We start from the raw sequence: 18,894 nt of genomic DNA, 5'->3' as shown, positions 1-18,894 counted from the left end.
CTCACTTCGTTTGTTTTTTTGTTGTGAAAACATTTTCCCAATGTGATTTTTTATTTTCCATAATACAATTACTAATGTTCGTGTTCTCCACCACCTTTCGATGCGGATAGTAAATAGAAAGCACCTTTGGTTACAATTTTTGCATCGGCAGGGATTTCTTCCACAAATTTCACTTCGGTATAACCTAAATCCGTAGTTCCAGGTACAACTTCAATTGCTTTGAAATGAATTTCGTTGTGTCCTTCTTCTTCGCCTGCTGTTTCTTCAGAATGTGCTTCGCCTTCTTTATGCGCATGAGCTTCAGGTTTTTTAGCTGTAGCCTTTTCTTCGTGTTCTTCCTGAATGTAAACAAAATATTTATCGCCATTTTTTACTACAGCATCTTTTGGCAGGGCAGGAACAGTGGCATTTTTAATACTGATATTGGCAGAAACATACATTCCCGAAATTAAATCCTTGGAATCAGCCGGATTAATTTTGGCGTGAACGGCTACGGTTTTACTTTCGTTTGAAAATGATTTATTGATCCCAAATATTTTTCCTTTTATAGATTTATTTCCTTGATTTGTTAAGATGAAGTCTATCGTTTGTCCTACGGCAATAGATCCTAAATCTTTTTCATAGACATTCAAATCCAAGTGCATTTGGCTATTATCAACTACTTCAAAAAGTGTAATTCCTGTTTCGGCAAATGCGCCTTTGGCAATATTAATTTTCCCAATATAACCTGATATCGGCGAAACTATTGGTACCACACTTGATCCTTTAGTACTCATATTCAAAGCCTGTAATTTATCTTTAGATGCTTTAGCTCTTGCTTTTTCAATTGCTAATTTTGCTTTTACTTCCTGTAGCAATTTTCTAGGATTTACATCTTGGTCGCTTAATGTTTTCTGACGATTGTATTCTAATTGCAGGTATTCAATATTGGCAATAGCCGAATTATAATTTTCCTGCATTTCAACTACTTCCAGGTTTTGAATGGTAGCCAATACTTTTCCTTTGTTTACATAAGTACCTTCAAGAACTAAAATATCTTTAACCGTTCCACCAATTAAAGTAGAAACATTTGCCATATTTTGTGGTGGAACTGTAGTGTATCCATTGGCTTTAATCACTAAATTCAAATTTCTATTTTCTACAGAACCTGTTTGAATTCCAACAGTTTTGTATTGTATAGCAGTTAATGCTACTTCATTTTCTGATTTTTCTTCTTCGTGAGCTGCTTCTTCTGTTTTCTTTTCTCCACAAGAAGTAAGAAGTAAGAGGCAAGAAGTAAGTAGTAAGAGTGTGGTTTTAATCTTGATATTTGAAATTGTATTTATCTTTATATTTTTCATTGTAGAAATTATTAATTGTTAGAAATGGATGGGAATTGTAATTGAATGGCACTTTGATTGTAAGCATTGGTAGCTTCGGCATTTTGTTTTTTGATGTCGATAGCCTGATTCAAAAAACTAATGTACATCCAATAACTCATATCGCCATTAGCATAACTTTTTTGCGCTGTTGCAATAATCTGTTCTGCATATTGCAGACCTTCTTTTTGATAGTATTCTAATGCTTTTTGTTGTTTTTCGAAATCATTTTTCAATTCCTGCATTTTTAACTTCAAAGCCAATTTATTTTTATCCAATTCTAATTGGGATTGCGAAATACTAATGGCTGATGCTTTGGCTTTAGCTGAATTTACACCACCAAATAGAGGAATTTGCAAACCTGCGGTAAATCCTTGAAAATAAGATTTGGTATCAATGGTTTGTGCAAAATAACCCAATCCTAATTTTGGAGTTCGCATTGCTTTAAACGTATTGGCTTCTTTTTGATACACCGAAATTTGTTGTGTATAATAATCACTTACTAAAGTTGCTGCTTTAGATTGGTTTTCATCCGACAGCATTGAAAACTTCATTGGTGTTGCACTATCCGGTACAATATTATCTTCGGTTTGAATAAAAAACTGCAATTGCTTTTGATAAATTGCCAAATCAAATTCGAGTTGTGCTTGCTGGGTTTCAATTTCTTTCGATTTTGCTTTGGCACTGATTACTTCAATTTTTCCACTTTCGCCTGTTTCAAAACGAAGTTCTGCATTCTTCAGAAATTTAGAATAAATATCCAATAAATCTGTATTTAGCTTTTGAATAGTAACGCCGTATAAATATTGATAGTAAGCGATTGATACCGCTTTTTCAATTTCAAATTCGGATAATGCTTTTCGCTTTTCTGCTAGCTTTACCAATTCTTCCTGCAATTGTCGGTTGGCTTTTGTAATTCTTCCTATTGGGAAATATTGTTGTATAGAAACATTACTGTCATAATACTTACTATTAAATTGCCCGCCCTGGTACTGTATTTGCAAAGGATCTGCCTGAAAGGCAGTCTTTTTCAGCACCGTTTGTTTTTCAATTTCCTTATCGGCAATTTTTAAATCGATATTGTTTGTTTTTGCCATTTCTATTGCTTTTTGAAGTGAAATAGGCTGACTGTTTTGAGCAAAAGAAAAACTACTTATCAATAAAACAATTGAGGTAACGAATGAAGTTTTTATTTTTTTTCTTCTTCCTTTAATTCCTTTCTCAAAGAGTAAATATAAAATTGGTAAAACAATCAATGTCAATAACGTGGCTGATAATAATCCGCCAATAACTACGGTTGCCAATGGTTTTTGTACTTCGGCACCACCGCTTGTTGATAATGCCATTGGCATAAAACCTAAAGAGGCTACAGCAGCTGTCATTAAAACAGGACGTAATCGTGTTTTTGTACCCATTAAAACTCGTTGCAATGGATCGGTTATTCCTTCGGTTTTTAGCTGGTTGAAATAGGAAATCAATACAATTCCATTTAGCACTGCAATTCCGAAAAGGGCTATAAATCCAATTCCTGCCGAAATACTAAAAGGCATTCCTCGCATCCACAAGGCAAAAACACCACCAATAGCTGATAGTGGAATAGCGGTAAATATTAATCCCGCCTGCTTCATACTATTGAATGTAAAAAATAAAAGAACCATTATTAATCCTAATGCAATTGGCACCGCTACCGAAAGTCTTTTAGTAGCTTCAATTAAATTTTCAAACTGTCCGCCATAGGTTACGTAATAACCTGCTGGAAGTTTAAAATCTTTGTCTAATTTTTGCTGAATCTCTTCGACAACACTTTTAATATCACGACCACGAACGTTTAATCCAACAGTAATTCTACGTCTACCATTTTCACGGGAAACCTGAACAGGACCTTGTTCATACGAAACCGTTGCTACTTGTGAAAGCGGCACTTGTTGACCATTAGGCAGAGGAATAAAAAGGTTACTTACATCAGTAATATCACTTCTATTAGTAGCATTCATTCTTACTACTACATCAAATCGTTTGCTTTCTTCATAGATTTTACCGGCACTTTCTCCTGCAAATGAGGAACGGATAATTTGATTGATATCAGTAATATTCAAACCGTATAATGCTATTTTATTATAGTCGTATTTTACAGTAATTTGCGGCAATCCGGTTACTTTATCGGCTTTTAAATCGCCCACACCTTCAATTTTATTGATTTTGCTTATTAACTCGGTAGCTTTGTTTCCTAAAGTTTCTAAATCATCACCAAATATTTTAATGGCAATATCACTTCGGCTTCCTGTCATTAATTCGTTGAATCGCATTTGGATGGGTTGCGATACTTCTATATTGGCACCTGGAATGGCTTCCATTTCTTCTTTCATTGCATTGGCTAAATCTTCCCAGTTGTCATAATCGCCAGTCCATTCACTTTTGTCTTTCAATACAATAATCATATCTCCACTTTCAATTGGCATTGGATCGGTTGGTATTTCGCCGCTGCCTATTTTAGTCACAATCGTTTTTATTTCGGGGAATTTTGCTTTTAGAATTTTTTCGTATTCTGTAGTCGTTTTTACCATTTGCGAAAGCGAACTTCCTGTCATAATAGTAGCATTAATAGCTAAATCCCCTTCCTCAATTGTTGGAATAAACTCGCCACCCATATTTTGAAAAATTACGATTGCCAGGACAAATAATCCTAATGAGATTGCCAGAACGGTTTTTTTGAAAAGTAATGCTTTTTCAAGAAATGGGGTATATATACCCTCTAACCAAGCCATCATACGGTCACTGAAATTAGATTTGTGTTCTGTATTTTTGGATAAGAACATGGCACTCATCATAGGAACATAAGTCAAAGAAAGAATAAAGGCTCCGATTACAGCAAATCCTACCGTCATTGCCATAGGTTTGAACATTTTACCTTCTGTTCCTACTAATGCCAGAATTGGCAAATAGACAATTAAGATAATGATTTCCCCAAAAGCAGCACTATTTCTAATTTTTGAAGCAGATTGATATACTTCTTCATCCATTTCAGATTGGGTTAAATCTTTTTTTCTTTTGAGTTTCTGCAAATGATGCATAGTGGCTTCGACAATTATGACTGCGCCATCGACAATAATTCCAAAATCGATTGCTCCAAGACTCATCAGGTTTCCGCTGACGCCAAAAGCGTTCATAAGTATAACGGCAACCAGCATCGAAAGCGGAATTACGGAAGCAACGATTAATCCCGCACGAAGATTACCAAGAAATAAAATCAGTACAAAAATTACGATTAATGCTCCTTCAAGTAAATTTTTCGTTACCGTTCCAATGGCATTATCGACTAATTTACTTCTATCAATAAAGGCTTCGGCAACAACTCCCTCGGGCAGGCTTTTGTTAATCTGAACCATTCTTTCTTTTACCCTTTCGGTTACGGCTTTTGAATTTTCACCTTTCAGCATAAGGGCCATACCACAAACAATTTCGCCTTTCCCGTCTTTTGTAGAAGCTCCATAACGCAAGGAAATTCCTTCTCTTACTTCTGCTACATCACGTACTAAAACAGGTGAACCATTTCTATTTTTGACTACTACATTTTCTAAATCTTTGATGCCGGTAGCCATACCAACACCACGAATAAAATAAGAATATTGGTCTTTTTCGATATAAGCACCACCTGTATTTTGGTTGTTTTGTTCTAAAGCATCAAATATTTCTGTGATGGTTACTCCAAGACTATTTAAGGTATTTGGATTTACCGCTACTTCATATTGTTTTAATTTTCCACCCCATGTACTTACTTCAGCTACGCCTTCAACTCCCTGTAATTGAGGAATGATAATCCAATCCTGAATGGTTCGCAATTTTACGGCATCGTATTTGTCTTCATAGCCTTTTTTGGCATAAACATCATATTGGTAGATTTCGCCCAAACCTGTAGAAATAGGGCCTAAATCTGGTTTTCCTGCATATGCCGGTATGTTTTCTTCGGCTACTTTTAGCCGTTGTGAAACTTGTGCTCTGGCCCAATAAATATCTACATCGTCCTTGAAAACTACGGTTACTACCGATAATCCGAAACGAGAAATGCTTCGCAATTCGATTACTTTGGGAATTGTTTTTACAGATTGTTCAAGAGGATAGGTAATTAATTGCTCTATTTCCTGACTTGCCAATGTGGGGGCAGTAGTAATAATTTGTACTTGATTATTGGTTACATCTGGCAGAGCATCCAGAGGTAAGTTTTTAAGAGAATAACTCCCCCAGGCTATAAGCACAAGGGTAAATAAAAGTATAATAAACTTGTTCTTTATACTAAATTGTATGATTTTGTCTAACATTGAAAATATTATAATGAATTAGAAATTAGCAAATAAATTATCTGCTATTATTTGTGAAAAGGTCACAAGATTCTAACCCCGTCCAAAAAGACGGGGCATCATTATGCTATTTGAGGTGGTTGCCAAATACTTCCGAAGAAATTGGAAGTAAAAATTGATTTGTATGTAGGTAATTGTGTTTTAATACCATTAGAAGGTATTGGAAAGTCAATAATTATAGATTGCAAAAAAGTTGTCATTTGTGAACCACAACAACTGCAAACACAAAACGGTGAACATAAATCATTTTCTTTATCGTGAGAATGTTTTTCGTGGTTTGAAGCTACTTCTGTTTTACCATACACTGAACTATCTACTTTTATATCTGCACAAGGCATACACGAAAGTAGAAGTAAAACAATTGATAATATGAAGATTGTAAATTTCAAGCTATAAAAGTAATAATTTTTTATTTATTATAACTAATTATTTCCAGTGAAACTCAAAATAGTGAATAACCTTTGCTACTATTCCTATTAACAATATTAAGCACACTAAAATTATCATTAAAACACGAATCACAGCGTATGCTGTAATTGGCTTTTTAGATTTAGTTTTGGGTTGATATTTTGGTTTGTTCTGTTTTTTTGTTCTTTGTTTTGCCATGTTGAAATGTGTAATTAATTTAAAATCCAAGAAAATACAGGGATTAATTTCAGCAGAATTATTTTCTTTGTTTTTACCATATCAGATGCTGAATTTTACAGGCTTTATCAGCAATCCAGGTTAATCGTGCAAAATACCTAAATATCATTTTACTTGTTATTTCTTATTTCTTTTAAAGCTTAATGCGCCAGAACCTCCAGACCGCTTTTTATTACTGCTATTTCAATTTTATTGGTTTTTAAGTTGTGTGATTCGCCGTCAATTTGTATGTCCAGGAAAATTTTCTCCGGCATCTCTATATGTAATTTCTCGATTAATATGTGTCTTGCTTTTTTGAATTTTTCAATTTTATTGGTTAGCACGCACAGACCAAAAAGTATCTTATCGAGAAAACTTAGTTTTGGGACAACCACTAAATCCAAAAGACCGTCATTTAAATTTGCATCAGGTGTAAGGGTCATTCCATATCCCATTTGATTTGAATTAGAAATAAAAAGCATAAAGGCATTTGTATCGATAATTTTACCGTTAAATGAGAGTGTTGCCTGAATTGGCTTAAACTCAATGCTGGATGCTATTGCAGCCCGGAGATAAGAAATCAAAGTTCTCTTATTGTATCTCTCATATTTCTTTATGATTAATGCATCAATTCCAACACCAGCGTTGCTGAAAAAATAGTGCCCGTTTATTTTTCCAACATCAATAAATCTTGTTCTGCCCCTGCGTATAATTTCGGCTGTTTTTTCCAGTGATCTTGAAATACTTAGATTTGAAGCCAGACCATTTCCAGAACCAACCGGAATAATTCCAAACTTAATTTCAGTATTGATCAGACAAGATGCGACTTCGTTTATAGTGCCGTCCCCGCCGCATGCTACAACATAGTGGGGCTTTTTGACAATTGCATTTTGGGTCAGTACTATGGCGTGTCTTTTATAATTTGAATAATCTACTTCAATCTTATAAATGCTCTTTGGAAAATATTTTTCTAATTCGGTTTTTCCGAAGTTGTGTTTTCCCGTACCTGATATTGGATTGAGAATAAAATGAATGGATATCATTATTTTAGGAGTTTGTTGGTAAATAAATAATCGGCAGTCTGATACCATGAAATTGTTTCATTAAGAAAAGCTTTATCCATTGGTAGTGTTTTTAGACTATTATCGGTTTTGTTCCATTTATAAAAAGTCTGCTTTTTCTGATCGGATAAAATCATTACTTTATCTTTTTTCATTAAGGCTAGTTTTCTATATGTTCCTATCAGGGCCCGTTGTTCAAAATTTGATTTCAATACATTTTTACCAAAGAAGTTGCTTTCATAGCTCCAATTCATCATTGCAAAAAAAGTTGGAAAAAAATCTATTTGAGAACATTGCTTATTCACTTTTTGATTCAGTTCTTTTGGAAAATTTACTATAAAAGCCGGAATATGGTAATTGGCCACATCTATTTCATCTTTTCCGGCACTGCTGGCGCAATGGTCCGCAATGATTATAAAGACAGTATTTTTGAACCAGGGTTTCTTTTTAGCCTCCTCAAACATTTTTTTTATGGAATAATCAGTATATTTCACAGCTCCTTCTCGGCCGGTTCCCGATGGAATATCTATAGTATTGTCCGGATAGGTAAATGGCCTGTGGTTCGAAGTTGTCATTACAAAATTGAAAAATGGTTTATTTCTCCTGTAATGTCCATCAGCTACTCTAATCATTTTAGAATAGATGTCCTGATCACAAATTCCCCAAGCGTTTTCGAATGTTACTTCATCATCGTCAATGTTATTTCGTATTGTCCTGATTTTATCACTCAATACACTGCCGCGGCCACGATCGTAAATTGTAAAGCCATTTCCTCCAAAATAGGAGTTCATATTATCAAAATAACCGTCGCCTCCATAAAAGAAATTAGTGCTATATCCTTTTGTTTTAAAAACATTTGAAATGGTGTATAAGTTTTGATTCTCAGGACGTTTGACAATACTTTGCCCCGGTGTTGGAGGAATACAGAGCGTCACTGCTTCCATACCGCGGACAGTTCTGGTTCCTGTGGCATATAAATTTTCGAAGAAGATGCTTTTTTGTGCTAAACTGTCTAAAAATGGTGTTATATTTTCTGTGTTGCCAAACTCTTTCATAAAACTTCCACTTAAGCTTTCTACCAGAATAAAAACTACATTCTTCTTACTTGGCTCTTTGTTGGTAGTGTCTGTTATTGTTCTATGAATGGATAATCCTTCTATTTCGTATTTACTATACTTATCTTTTAATTTATTTCTGACAACATTAAAAGCCTCTACATTTTTGACTGAAGTATAGAATTCATTATATGCCATTTGATTGTTTCTAAACGCTGCAAAAAAAGAATAAATACCCGATTTTGAAATTTCAGAATTATATCGGTTTTTAGACCATTCTGCCTGCTCATTTGTAATGAAAAATGTAAAAAATAATGCTATAGCAATTCCAGCGGATAAGGTAATAATTCTGTCTTTAATACTTACCCTGGATTGGAATGTGCTTTTAATAATATTTAATTTGTAAAAAACAAAAAGTATGATTGAAGTTATCATTAAAACACCAGAAACAAGCATTGGTAATGGATATGATTCCTGTATATTGGCAACTACTTCATGAGTGTAAATCAAATAATCTACAGCGATAAAGTTAAACCTTGTTTTGAATTCATCCCAAAAGGTAATCTCAGCAAAAAAAGTAAAAACTAATATAAAAATTATTAGAGAAGTGAAAAACCAAACTAAGGTTTTATCAAGCCATGATCCAATCCATTTATTAGGAACAATAAAGTAATAGAGCAGTGAAGGAATTAAAACATAGCTAATAGTGCCTATGTCATAAAACAATCCAGTTAACAATGTTCGAATAATTACAAACAAATTAAGAGAAACCTCGTCGTACTGCCAAATAATGAGTACTATGCGCATAATGAACGAGAATGCAAGGAACCAAAATAAAAATGCAAAAAGTAAATTGTAACGCGGTGATATATTGATTTTATAGAACATAATTTACAGTAGAATTATTTAAATTAAACCTTTCAGAGTTTTTTTTCTTTTCCTATTTTATCTCTTAGTTTAGGGGATTTTTGAAAGGTATATTTTTGATTATTTGAGATGCATTTCCTTTGTAATGACCGGTACAAAGGACAATAGCATTAAAATTTTCAAGATTTGTGATTTTTACTATTATTTAAAAATTAATAATCGTAAAACTGCTGTTCAATAACTTAAAAACAAGTGCTGGTATTCACGCAATAATTTTACCTTCAATTGCAATACTGCATAAGGCAAAATAGAATTAAGGCAAATAAAAATATATAAGCTTCTTGATAAAGCTCAATATTAAATTTTGCCAAAGGCTGGAAATATTACAATGAATTAAAAATCAGCTAAAGTAGCTTTGCTTTTATTTGTGAGCAATCACAATCTGACCCGGATCTCGAAGTGTCGGGACGGACTTTATTATACTATCTGAGGAGGCTGCCAAATACTTCCGAAGAAATTGGAAGTAAAAATTGATTTATAGGTAGGCAATTGTATGTTAATTCTTTTAAAAGGTATTGGAAAGTCAATAAGTACCTGCGACAAATTTACCATTTGCAAGCCGCAGCAGCTGCAGATACAAAACGGCGAACATAAATCAAGCTTATTGTTATGAGAATGATCATCATCATGGCTGAAACTGGATTCTGTTACAGTACGCGAAACAGCTGCTTTCATATCTGCACATGGCATACACGAAAGTACTAACAAGATAATTGATAATATGGTATTTGTAAGTTTCAACTTTGCAAAAGTAAGTTTTTTTTTTAAATCCCTGATAATTATTCAAGATGAATACTAAAACATTACATTATCCTTTTCATTATCGCACGTAAATAAGATCAGCAGACAAAGGTTTCTGCGGCAATTTTTTCTTTTTTTATTTTTATATATGTGGTTTTGTCATTTGACTTTTATTATTTACAAAATATAAAATATTGTGCCTTAAAATATTTTAAGAAAAACAATATTATTCTAAATATTTTTTTAGCTTTGTCTAAAAATTAAACCATGTGTTATTTAAATATTTTTTTAAGAAAATCTTTCTTGCTGCTAATCTTATGTTTCTCACTATTATCTTGTGATACAACTTATGTTGAAATACCCGCTGATGACCAACTACTGGACGGTCCAGTCGATGGTTTGTCTTATTCTGAAGCTGCGCAGTTCTTAAGAGGTGATGCAGCTGTAAACGAAGTTTTTACACGCGAAACAGGCCTGGGACCAACATTTGTTGGAACGAGCTGTATAATTTGCCATGCGGGTGATGGAAAAGGACATTTATTTACCACCCTTACCCGCTTTGGACAAATCAATGAGACTGGAAATCTGTTTTTAAATCAAGGAGCCCCACAGCTCCAAAACAGGGCACTTCCGGGTTTTTTACCCGAACAAATTCCAGCCGGGGCAACATTCTCCAAATTTACCCCGCCGGCATTTACAGGACTGGGTTTTCTGCAATATGTTTCAGATGCGGATCTCGTAGCAATGGCAGATCCTGACGATAGTGATGGTGATGGCATTTCAGGGGCTGTAAATTGGATTACTATACCCAATTATTCCATTCCAGCCCCCACGGCAATAATCCAAAACGGTAAATACATTGGGAGATACGGAAAAAAAGCATCCGCCTTTGATTTGCTGCATCAGACAGTTAACGCCTACAATCAGGACATGGGAATAGCATCCTTTTACAATCCCATAGACCATTATTCTAATTTAGAGATTGATCCTGAGATTCCAACTTCCAAAGTCAACGATGTTGTTTTTTACCTAAGTACCTTAAAAGCCCCAATTCAGCGCAATCAGAATGATGCCGGTGTTATCCGCGGTAAAAACATATTTGCTCAAATTAATTGTGCGGCTTGTCATAAAAGTGAGCTCAAGACAAGTTATGCTCCTGTAAACTCCCTTTCTTATAAAACTTTTGCCCCTTACACTGACTTGCTTTTGCATGATATGGGAAGTGCATTAGACGATGGTTATACAGAAGGAAGCGCCAAAACCTACGAATGGCGGACACCGCCACTTTGGGGAATCGGCCTTTCAGAAAATTCACAGGGAGGAAACTTATTTCTGATGCATGACGGCCGTGCAAAAACCATTGAGCAGGCCATAACATTGCATGGCGGCGAGGCGCAGCAAAGCAGAAATGCATTTGAAAAACTTTCCACACAAGACAAAGAAGCTTTACTGAAATTTATAAAATCATTATAATCAATGGATCGAAAACAATTTTTAAAAACATGCGGTTTTGGATGCCTGGCAGCATTAACCGGAGCAACTTTATTACAAAGCTGTGCTTCTTCCCAGATTCTATCAAGAGAGATCAAAGACTCTGATCTTTTAGTTCCCGTTTCTGATTTTATAATACAAAAGGGAACAAAAACAGAATTCAAAAAATACATCATCATTCAAAATGAAATATTAAAAGCCCCGATTTGCGTGTATCGATTTAGTGCAGAGGATTATTGCGCCATGTTTATGCTGTGCACGCATCAGGGCGCAGAATTACAGGTTTTTGGAGATAAACTCCAATGCCCTGCGCATGGAAGCGAGTTTAGCAGCAGAGGGGTTTTAGAAAATGGGCCTGCTGAGAGAGATCTTAGAAAATTTCCAATAGCAATTGAAAACAACTTCCTGAAAATATCCCTGAAATGAGAATAAAACCAACTTATATATTCCTTTTTACACTTCTTTTTAATTTAACTTCTTTTGCGCAAATTGATCCCAGTTTACTTAAAAGAATACCTAAAGATACTGTAAAAAACATCTTAAACATGGATGCCCTGTACAACAGACCGGCATTGAATGCAAACAAAACACCAATTTCTATTGGTGGGTATCTTGAAATAAACTGGCAGAAACTGACCACGGACGGAGTATCGGAAGGCCATCAGTTTCAAGCCAGAAGACTGTCTGTTTTCATCTCATCAGCTATTAGCAAAAGAGTAAAGTTTTTAAGTGAAATTGAATTTGAAGATGGAGGCAAAGAGATTGCAATCGAATTTGCATCTGTAGATGTTGAATTTGATCCTCTGGTCAATTTAAGGGCCGGAATAATTTTGAATCCGATTGGCTCCTTCAATCAAAATCATGACGGGCCTAAATGGGAATTTACCGACCGCCCAATTTCATCTACCCAGATGCTGCCCGCCACCTTTAGTAATGCCGGAGTGGGGCTTTTTGGGAAAAAATACACAAAAAACTGGATGTTTGGCTATGAAGCCTATTTATCAGGGAGTTTCGATAATTCTATAATTGAGAACACCCAGAATAAAACTTTCCTGCCCGCGGCAAAAAACAACCCCGAAAGATTTGAGGAAATAAATAGCGGTGAGCCCTTATTTACTGGAAAAATAGCCCTTCGAAACAGTAAAATAGGCGAACTGGGAATTTCATATATGGGAGGGATTTATAACAAATTTCAGGATGACGGAATTGTTGTTGACCAAAAAAGACGGGTAGCTGTTTTCGCCCTGGATTTTAACACGACACTGCCAAAAATCAAAACCTTTATCACTACAGAATTTGCCTGGATTTATGTTGATGTACCCCAGACCTACTCCCAGCAATTTGGAAACAAACAAAGGGGGGGCTTTATAGATATTGTACAGCCCATCCTGAGAAAAACAATGCTGGGATGGGAAAAAGCAACCGTAAGCATCGCCTGCAGATTGGAATACGTGGATTGGAATGTGGGAAAATTTAAAGAAACCGCAGGCAATATTGGTGAAGATCTATGGAGTATAATGCCCGCCATTAGTTTTAGGCCCACCTCTCAGACCGTAATCCGCCTAAACTATCGCTATTTAAAACAAAGGGACATTTTTTCTAATCCGCCATCCATTACGGATGGGTTTAATATGGGAATATCAACTTATTTTTAAGCTGTACATAATTAAATAAAAAGCCTGTAGATTTAAAGGTATTTTGTTCACTTTTACCTGCTTTATAATTCAGTCTAATTTATTTCCTTGTTTTCGTTTCTAATAATCTCCCACTCACTAAAATTCAAATCCTTCTTCCCCTGGGGAATATGGCTTTCCATGAAAAGTCGTGCAGGCTGAATGTAGAAATACCGCGGATACTGGGTGTTATTGCTATGGCAGTAATAGCAGGAAGTCTGCAAGATTGATTCGATATTTACAGGAATTTGATAGACTTTAGAAATATGGATTGATAAAACCTGTCCGTAATCGGAATTTAGGACAGGCTAATAGAATTGCATCAGCAGAAAGATAATTAACCCAATAAAAAGAATCTTTCTGATGAATTGTTTCATTATAGAATGTTTTTTTTATTGATCCGCAGTTGCTCTTTTTTGATCTATAATAGGGTTTTGTGATCTCTTTTATTTCACTGATCCATAGAGCTCGTTTGCCATAGGGCAGTAATCCTTTATTGCTGCCATTGACAGCATTTTCGTTATTAGATTCCTATTTTTTATCCGATCCTTTTTCAATCATTTCCATTCCGCATTTTGTACATTTCCCTTGAGTTTCAGAAACCGATCCGTCCATAGGACAAACATATTTTGTCACCGTTTTACTCATAGCCTGACTTCCTTTTTGGGCATGGGTATCTATTTTTTCAGTGACTTTTACCATTTCCATTCCGCATTTGGAACATACACCGGGTTGGTCTGAAGTTGCCCCATCCTTCGCGCAGACATATTTTGTCACGGTTTTACTCATAGGCTGGCTTCCTTTTTGAGCATGGGTGTCTATTTTTTCGGTAACTTTTACCATCTTCATGGCACATTTAGAGCAGTCCCCTGTTTGATCAGAAGTTGAACCGTCCATGGGACACACATATTTTGTCACCGTTTTGCTCATAGGCTGACTTCCTTTTTGAGCATTAGTATCTATCTTTTGAGTCGTTTTTGTTAATTTCATGCCACATTTTGGACATAATCCAGAACTTGGGTTCATCGCCTCAGGATGTGAAGGGCAGATATAAACTATTTTTTGCTCCTCATTTTTTGCAGCTGTTTGTGCTGTTGCGGTTAAATTAAATGCAAAAAATGCATTTAATATGATAAGTATTGCTTTCATCTTTTTTTCTATTTAATTATTTCTACAGTTTTACCACAACCCAGCATTTGGGAACCGTAGTAAGGATTTTTAATTGTGTTCTCTTTGCTCAGCCAGTTTGTCTTTTGCATCGGGCAGTATTGGTAATAAACGGCTTCTGAAGTTTTTATCAGGGTATACATATTTTTAGACAAAGGATTGAAAAATTCACGGTGCTTTTTAATATCCTGTGTAGCTGAAATACTATTAGCTTGTTGACTCATATCTTTGGATACTTTCATCCAGACCATATGTTCTTCTGTTTTTAGCGTTTCCATTTTTACGGAAGATATTGCGGTCAATAATTCTTTTGAGGCTGACGCGGCAGCTTTACCATCTGTTTTTACCAGTGCATCTTTCAATAGGAAATAATTATCGAAAACCGCTTTGAGCTGCTCTTTATCTCTTTTTGCTAGAGTTTCTACAAACAATTGCTTTATTTTAGACTATTAAAACAAATTGACCTAAAATAAAAAATACTATAAAGGCTTATTATTTTAAATATATATCGTAATATTGCAATATAAATATAAAACGATGGGAGCTACAAAAACAGATCACTTTACAGATAATCAAAACGAATTAGCAATTTTAGCTAAAGCTTTAGGACATCCTGCACGTATAGCAATTATGGAATATCTGTTAAAGGTAGACACTTGCATTTGCGGAGATATAGTTAACGAATTACCTCTCTCTCAGCCAACGGTTTCACAACATCTTAAGGAACTTAAAAATGCTGGCTTAATAAAAGGAAGTATTGATGGTAACTCTATTTGTTACTGTATTAATGAACCAGGATTAGAAAAAATAAAAGGCTTTTTCGAACATATTACAGCTCATCTTGAAAAAAAGAGAAACGAATGTTGCTAATCTCATAAATATGAAAATCAGAAAACTATTGGATACCGATTGGCAGCAGGTTAGATTAATTTATGAAAAAGGCATAAATACCGGAAACGCTACTTTTCAGACCACTACACCAACTTGGGAAGACTGGAATAATTCGCATCTTGCTACTTGTAGAATTGTTGCTGAAAGTGATGATTTGCTTACAGGTTGGGCAGCACTTACTCCTGTTTCTTCACGATGTGTTTATGCGGGTGTAGCCGAGGTAAGCGTATACGTTGACACTGAACATTCCGGCAATGGAATAGGTCTTGCACTTTTAAATGAGCTTGTTCATCTGAGTGAAGCCGAAGGTATATGGACTTTACAGGCCGGTATATTTCCTGAAAACGCAGCAAGTCTGCGCATCCATGAGAAAGCTGGATTTAGAATATTAGGCATTCGCGAAAAAATAGGGAAACAAAATGGAATCTGGAGAGATACTGTACTTCTGGAAAGACGAAGCGAATTGATTAAATAATTACAAATAATATAAAAGCATAGATAAATCAATTTTTGCTCATGCTTTTGCTATATAAGGATAAAAGATACAAATTTTTAAAATACATAAATTATGAAACTTTCAGAAATTAAAAAAGTACTTAATACAGTTGAGGCTGTAAATTTTGAACTGCCAAACGGAACTTTTGTGCCGGAATATTTTCACGTAACAGAAGTTGGTTTGATCACTAAAAATTTTATTGACTGCGGTGGGGTAGTCAGAAAAGAAACGGTTGTGAATTTTCAGCTTTGGGATGCCAATGATTATGAACACAGACTAAAACCTCAAAAATTAATTCACATCATTGAACTTTCTGAAAAGGTTTTAGGGATTGAAGATCATGAGATTGAAGTAGAATATCAGGACACCACAATTGGCAAATACGATTTAGATTTTAATGGTAAGAATTTCATTTTATTAAATAAACAGACGGCGTGTCTGGCTCAGGATCAATGCGGAATCCCATCAGATAAATCTAAGATAAAATTATCCGAATTAAATGCTGACAGTACAAATTCATGCACACCTAGCGCAGGCTGTTGTTAATTTTTAAACTATAATCTAAATATTTATTTTCAATACAGAAAAACTATGTTATTTACAGAAATAAAAAACACGATTAATTCATTTGATTTTAATCAAATCTCCGCAGAACGTAAAACTATCCTGCAGCCATTAGTGGATTACATCCAAAACAAAGCAGAAAATAAACAAGAGATTAGACTTAATTTAATCTGTACACACAATTCCAGAAGAAGTCATTTATCTCAAGTCTGGGCACAGACTGCCGCTGCAAACTATGATATAAAAAATGTTTCATGCTATTCGGGAGGTACTGAAGCTACTGCCTTATTTCCTATGATTGCCGAAACTCTGCAGCATTCAGGATTTAAAGTAAAAAGTCTTTCAGAGGGTAAAAATCCCGTTTATTCAATAAAATACTCATCGAATGAACTTCCTGTAATCGGGTTTTCTAAAGCTTATGATGACGATTTTAATCCTGAGAGCGAATTTGTTGCTATTATGACCTGTTCACAAGCCGATGGAGGATGTCCATTTATTGCAGGCGCAGAAAAACGCATACCAATTACTTTTGAAGATCCAAAAGTATCCGATAATACTCCACAACAAAAACAAGTATATCAAGAGCGTAGTCTTCAAATCGGAACTGAAATGTTTTATGTATTCTCACAAATCAAACAATAAAAATGTCAGCAAATAACTGTGCCCCCGTTGCGGAGCGAAAGAAATTAGGTTTCCTTAATAGATTTTTAACCCTGTGGATTTTCCTCGCTATGGCTCTTGGTGTAGTAATAGGTTATTTTATTCCGTCTAGTGGAAATTTCATCAACTCCTTTTCAAGTGGAACAACAAACATTCCCTTGGCTATTGGACTTATTCTTATGATGTATCCCCCCTTGGCAAAAGTAAAATACGAGCAAATGGGACAGGTTTTTAGAAACACTAAAATTTTAGGTGCTTCATTGTTTCTAAATTGGATTGTTGGACCAATTTTAATGTTTTCTTTAGCCCTGCTTTTTTTAAATGGTTATCCAGAATATATGATCGGTGTCATTCTAATTGGATTGGCGCGCTGTATTGCCATGGTAGTAGTTTGGAATGATTTGGCAGATGGAAACAGAGAATATGCAGCAGGTCTTATTGCACTTAATAGTATTTTTCAGGTTTTACTCTACAGTGTCTACGCTTATCTCTTTATTACCGTTCTGCCTCCATATTTTGGTTACAATGGGTTTGAAGTTAACATAAGTATTGCTCAGATTGCCGAGAGTGTTGGGATATATTTGGGAATTCCTTTTGCATTAGGAATAATCAGCCGATATGTTCTAATTGCACTAAGAGGTTCAGAATGGTTTGAAACTAAATACGTACCTTTTATTTCACCAATTACACTTATTTCATTGCTCTTTACAATTATAGTAATGTTCAGTCTTAAAGGCGAGCTGATTGTTCAAATCCCTATGGATGTTGTACGCATCGCTGTTCCACTAGTAATTTACTTTACTTTAATGTTTATTATAAGCTTTTTCGTTGGAAAATATTTTGGTGCTGATTATTCAAAAGCTACTGCTATAGCTTTTACCGCTACTGGAAATAACTTTGAGCTAGCCATTGCAGTAGCAATTGGTGTATTTGGAATAAACAGCGGTCAGGCATTTGCGGGAGTTATAGGGCCTTTAGTTGAAGTGCCTGCACTTATTGCATTAGTTAATGTTGCTTTCTGGTTCAGAAAAAAGTATTATAAAAAACCAGTTACCAGCTAATAATTGTTTTAATAGTGCATATGAGAATTGCAATAATATCAGATATACATGCCAATTTTCCGGCATTAGAACAAACTTTGAAAAGCATTGAAGAGCAGAATATTGACGCTGTTTACTGTTTAGGAGATTTAGTAGGTTACAATCTATGTCCCAATGCGGTAATCAATGAAATCCGTAAAAGACATATTCCTACACTTGCGGGAAACCATGATGTAAAAGCTGTAGATATAGACAATGAAGGATACAACGAGTCAGAAAGTTATGCTTATCAAATTGTTGGTAAAGAGCAGATAAAATATCTTTCTGCTCTGCCTGATCATATTAAATTGGAATATCAAGCAGCTGATAAGCTAATCAAGATTTTAATGGTACATGGCAGTCCCTATAGTAATAAGGAATATCTACTTGAGGATAAAAAAGAAAATGATTATACTAATATCTTCCTTGACTGTTGTGTTGACATAATTATCTGCGGACATTCGCACAAGCCGTATCATCGTATTATGGAAAACCCTAATAAGAAAGGCAGTTATTTCCATGCTATAAACGCGGGATCAGTAGGCAAGCCTAAAGATGGAAATCCCAAATGCTGTTATGCGGTAATAACTATCGACAAAAGCAGTAATTTCTCAAGAAAAGATGGTGTAAAAGTCGATTTTATCAGAGTTGGCTATGATATCGAAAAAACAGCCCAAGCCATTGAAGAAAGTCCACTGCCAAACGTTTACGCACTTATGCTTAGAAAAGCATATTAAGAGTTGTCATAATAA

At 35.0% G+C, this 18,894-nt stretch carries 18 protein-coding genes; 9 read left to right on the top strand and 9 right to left on the bottom strand.

Annotated features, from left to right (window positions below; genetic code table 11):
- Nucleotides 1-71: 71 nt before the first annotated feature.
- The 6 genes from AC3IS6_RS10980 to AC3IS6_RS10955 all read right to left on the bottom strand — a co-directional run bounded on the left by AC3IS6_RS10980 (nucleotide 72) and on the right by AC3IS6_RS10955 (nucleotide 10,121).
- Nucleotides 72-1,340: an efflux RND transporter periplasmic adaptor subunit gene (locus AC3IS6_RS10980; protein ID WP_291286672.1), complete on the bottom strand. Its 1,269-nt coding sequence runs from the start codon at nucleotides 1,338-1,340 to the stop codon at nucleotides 72-74.
- A gap of 11 nt (nucleotides 1,341-1,351) precedes the next feature.
- Entirely contained in the window at nucleotides 1,352-5,674 is a 4,323-nt protein-coding gene (locus AC3IS6_RS10975) for a CusA/CzcA family heavy metal efflux RND transporter (protein ID WP_291286671.1), read from the bottom strand.
- Between the two features lie 101 nt (nucleotides 5,675-5,775).
- Nucleotides 5,776-6,102, bottom strand: a complete 327-nt coding sequence (locus AC3IS6_RS10970; protein WP_366046701.1) for a DUF6660 family protein — start codon at nucleotides 6,100-6,102, stop codon at nucleotides 5,776-5,778.
- Between the two features lie 396 nt (nucleotides 6,103-6,498).
- Entirely contained in the window at nucleotides 6,499-7,380 is an 882-nt protein-coding gene (locus tag AC3IS6_RS10965) for a diacylglycerol/lipid kinase family protein (RefSeq protein WP_291286670.1), read from the bottom strand.
- The gene (locus tag AC3IS6_RS10960) at nucleotides 7,380-9,260 is read right to left on the bottom strand and encodes an LTA synthase family protein (protein WP_291286669.1); all 1,881 of its coding nucleotides are present in this window, start codon (nucleotides 9,258-9,260) and stop codon (nucleotides 7,380-7,382) included. Before AC3IS6_RS10960 ends, AC3IS6_RS10965 begins: the two co-directional genes overlap by 1 nt.
- Nucleotides 9,261-9,797: 537 nt before the next feature.
- On the bottom strand, nucleotides 9,798-10,121 hold the full coding sequence (locus AC3IS6_RS10955; RefSeq protein ID WP_366046699.1) for a DUF6660 family protein: 324 nt from the start codon (nucleotides 10,119-10,121) through the stop codon (nucleotides 9,798-9,800).
- Between the two features lie 267 nt (nucleotides 10,122-10,388).
- On the opposite strand from AC3IS6_RS10955, the gene AC3IS6_RS10950 reads away from it, so the two are divergent.
- From AC3IS6_RS10950 to AC3IS6_RS10940, 3 genes are read left to right on the top strand one after another with little or no spacing between them, the layout of a single operon-like run.
- Nucleotides 10,389-11,594 carry a di-heme oxidoredictase family protein gene (locus AC3IS6_RS10950; protein ID WP_489164898.1) on the top strand — a complete coding sequence of 402 codons (1,206 nt, stop codon included), beginning with the start codon at nucleotides 10,389-10,391 and terminating at the stop codon, nucleotides 11,592-11,594.
- A 3-nt stretch (nucleotides 11,595-11,597) separates the two neighbouring features.
- Complete coding sequence (locus AC3IS6_RS10945; RefSeq protein WP_291286666.1) at nucleotides 11,598-12,038, top strand: Rieske (2Fe-2S) protein; 441 nt, start codon at nucleotides 11,598-11,600, stop codon at nucleotides 12,036-12,038.
- A complete protein-coding gene (locus tag AC3IS6_RS10940) occupies nucleotides 12,035-13,267 on the top strand; it encodes a hypothetical protein (RefSeq protein WP_291286665.1) in 1,233 nt (410 codons plus the stop codon). Before AC3IS6_RS10945 ends, AC3IS6_RS10940 begins: the two co-directional genes overlap by 4 nt.
- 74 nt (nucleotides 13,268-13,341) lie before the next feature.
- Here the strand turns inward: AC3IS6_RS10940 and AC3IS6_RS10935 are convergent, their stop codons facing one another.
- The 3 genes from AC3IS6_RS10935 to AC3IS6_RS10925 form a co-directional block, all read right to left on the bottom strand.
- Nucleotides 13,342-13,509: a heme-binding domain-containing protein gene (locus tag AC3IS6_RS10935; RefSeq protein ID WP_291286664.1), complete on the bottom strand. Its 168-nt coding sequence runs from the start codon at nucleotides 13,507-13,509 to the stop codon at nucleotides 13,342-13,344.
- Between the two features lie 307 nt (nucleotides 13,510-13,816).
- Nucleotides 13,817-14,434, bottom strand: a complete 618-nt coding sequence (locus AC3IS6_RS10930; RefSeq protein ID WP_291286663.1) for a heavy metal-binding domain-containing protein — start codon at nucleotides 14,432-14,434, stop codon at nucleotides 13,817-13,819.
- Nucleotides 14,435-14,442: 8 nt separating this feature from the next.
- Nucleotides 14,443-14,883 carry a DUF3347 domain-containing protein gene (locus tag AC3IS6_RS10925; protein ID WP_291286662.1) on the bottom strand — a complete coding sequence of 147 codons (441 nt, stop codon included), beginning with the start codon at nucleotides 14,881-14,883 and terminating at the stop codon, nucleotides 14,443-14,445.
- A 106-nt stretch (nucleotides 14,884-14,989) separates the two neighbouring features.
- Here AC3IS6_RS10925 and AC3IS6_RS10920 point away from each other — a divergent pair, with 106 nt between their 5' ends.
- The 6 genes from AC3IS6_RS10920 (at nucleotide 14,990) to AC3IS6_RS10895 (ending at nucleotide 18,879) form a co-directional block, all read left to right on the top strand.
- Nucleotides 14,990-15,322 carry an ArsR/SmtB family transcription factor gene (locus AC3IS6_RS10920; RefSeq protein WP_291286661.1) on the top strand — a complete coding sequence of 111 codons (333 nt, stop codon included), beginning with the start codon at nucleotides 14,990-14,992 and terminating at the stop codon, nucleotides 15,320-15,322.
- A 10-nt stretch (nucleotides 15,323-15,332) separates the two neighbouring features.
- Nucleotides 15,333-15,818, top strand: coding sequence for a GNAT family N-acetyltransferase (locus AC3IS6_RS10915; RefSeq protein WP_291286660.1), 486 nt, complete (start codon nucleotides 15,333-15,335; stop codon nucleotides 15,816-15,818).
- Between the two features lie 93 nt (nucleotides 15,819-15,911).
- Nucleotides 15,912-16,385: a DUF6428 family protein gene (locus AC3IS6_RS10910; RefSeq protein WP_291286659.1), complete on the top strand. Its 474-nt coding sequence runs from the start codon at nucleotides 15,912-15,914 to the stop codon at nucleotides 16,383-16,385.
- A gap of 45 nt (nucleotides 16,386-16,430) precedes the next feature.
- Nucleotides 16,431-17,045 carry an arsenate-mycothiol transferase ArsC gene (locus AC3IS6_RS10905; RefSeq protein WP_291286658.1) on the top strand — a complete coding sequence of 205 codons (615 nt, stop codon included), beginning with the start codon at nucleotides 16,431-16,433 and terminating at the stop codon, nucleotides 17,043-17,045.
- Nucleotides 17,046-17,047: 2 nt separating this feature from the next.
- Nucleotides 17,048-18,124, top strand: coding sequence for an ACR3 family arsenite efflux transporter (gene arsB / locus AC3IS6_RS10900; RefSeq protein WP_291286657.1), 1,077 nt, complete (start codon nucleotides 17,048-17,050; stop codon nucleotides 18,122-18,124).
- Between the two features lie 20 nt (nucleotides 18,125-18,144).
- Nucleotides 18,145-18,879, top strand: coding sequence for a metallophosphoesterase family protein (locus AC3IS6_RS10895; RefSeq protein ID WP_291286656.1), 735 nt, complete (start codon nucleotides 18,145-18,147; stop codon nucleotides 18,877-18,879).
- Nucleotides 18,880-18,894 lie beyond the last annotated feature (15 nt).

This window comes from Flavobacterium sp. KH_035 (genome assembly GCF_057839565.1).
Note: the sequence above shows the minus strand (reverse complement) of the source record. Positions and strands in the feature narration are given on the sequence as shown.

Coding starts and splice junctions, on each gene's coding strand:
- AC3IS6_RS10980 (WP_291286672.1), bottom strand. CDS start 1,340: ATGAAAAATATAAAGATAAATACAATTTCAAATATCAAGATTAAAACC.
- AC3IS6_RS10975 (WP_291286671.1), bottom strand. CDS start 5,674: ATGTTAGACAAAATCATACAATTTAGTATAAAGAACAAGTTTATTATA.
- AC3IS6_RS10965 (WP_291286670.1), bottom strand. CDS start 7,380: ATGATATCCATTCATTTTATTCTCAATCCAATATCAGGTACGGGAAAA.
- AC3IS6_RS10960 (WP_291286669.1), bottom strand. CDS start 9,260: ATGCGCATAGTACTCATTATTTGGCAGTACGACGAGGTTTCTCTTAAT.
- AC3IS6_RS10950 (WP_489164898.1), top strand. CDS start 10,389: ATGTGTTATTTAAATATTTTTTTAAGAAAATCTTTCTTGCTGCTAATC.
- AC3IS6_RS10945 (WP_291286666.1), top strand. CDS start 11,598: ATGGATCGAAAACAATTTTTAAAAACATGCGGTTTTGGATGCCTGGCA.
- AC3IS6_RS10940 (WP_291286665.1), top strand. CDS start 12,035: ATGAGAATAAAACCAACTTATATATTCCTTTTTACACTTCTTTTTAAT.
- AC3IS6_RS10930 (WP_291286663.1), bottom strand. CDS start 14,434: ATGAAAGCAATACTTATCATATTAAATGCATTTTTTGCATTTAATTTA.
- AC3IS6_RS10920 (WP_291286661.1), top strand. CDS start 14,990: ATGGGAGCTACAAAAACAGATCACTTTACAGATAATCAAAACGAATTA.
- AC3IS6_RS10915 (WP_291286660.1), top strand. CDS start 15,333: ATGAAAATCAGAAAACTATTGGATACCGATTGGCAGCAGGTTAGATTA.
- AC3IS6_RS10910 (WP_291286659.1), top strand. CDS start 15,912: ATGAAACTTTCAGAAATTAAAAAAGTACTTAATACAGTTGAGGCTGTA.
- AC3IS6_RS10905 (WP_291286658.1), top strand. CDS start 16,431: ATGTTATTTACAGAAATAAAAAACACGATTAATTCATTTGATTTTAAT.
- arsB (WP_291286657.1), top strand. CDS start 17,048: ATGTCAGCAAATAACTGTGCCCCCGTTGCGGAGCGAAAGAAATTAGGT.
- AC3IS6_RS10895 (WP_291286656.1), top strand. CDS start 18,145: ATGAGAATTGCAATAATATCAGATATACATGCCAATTTTCCGGCATTA.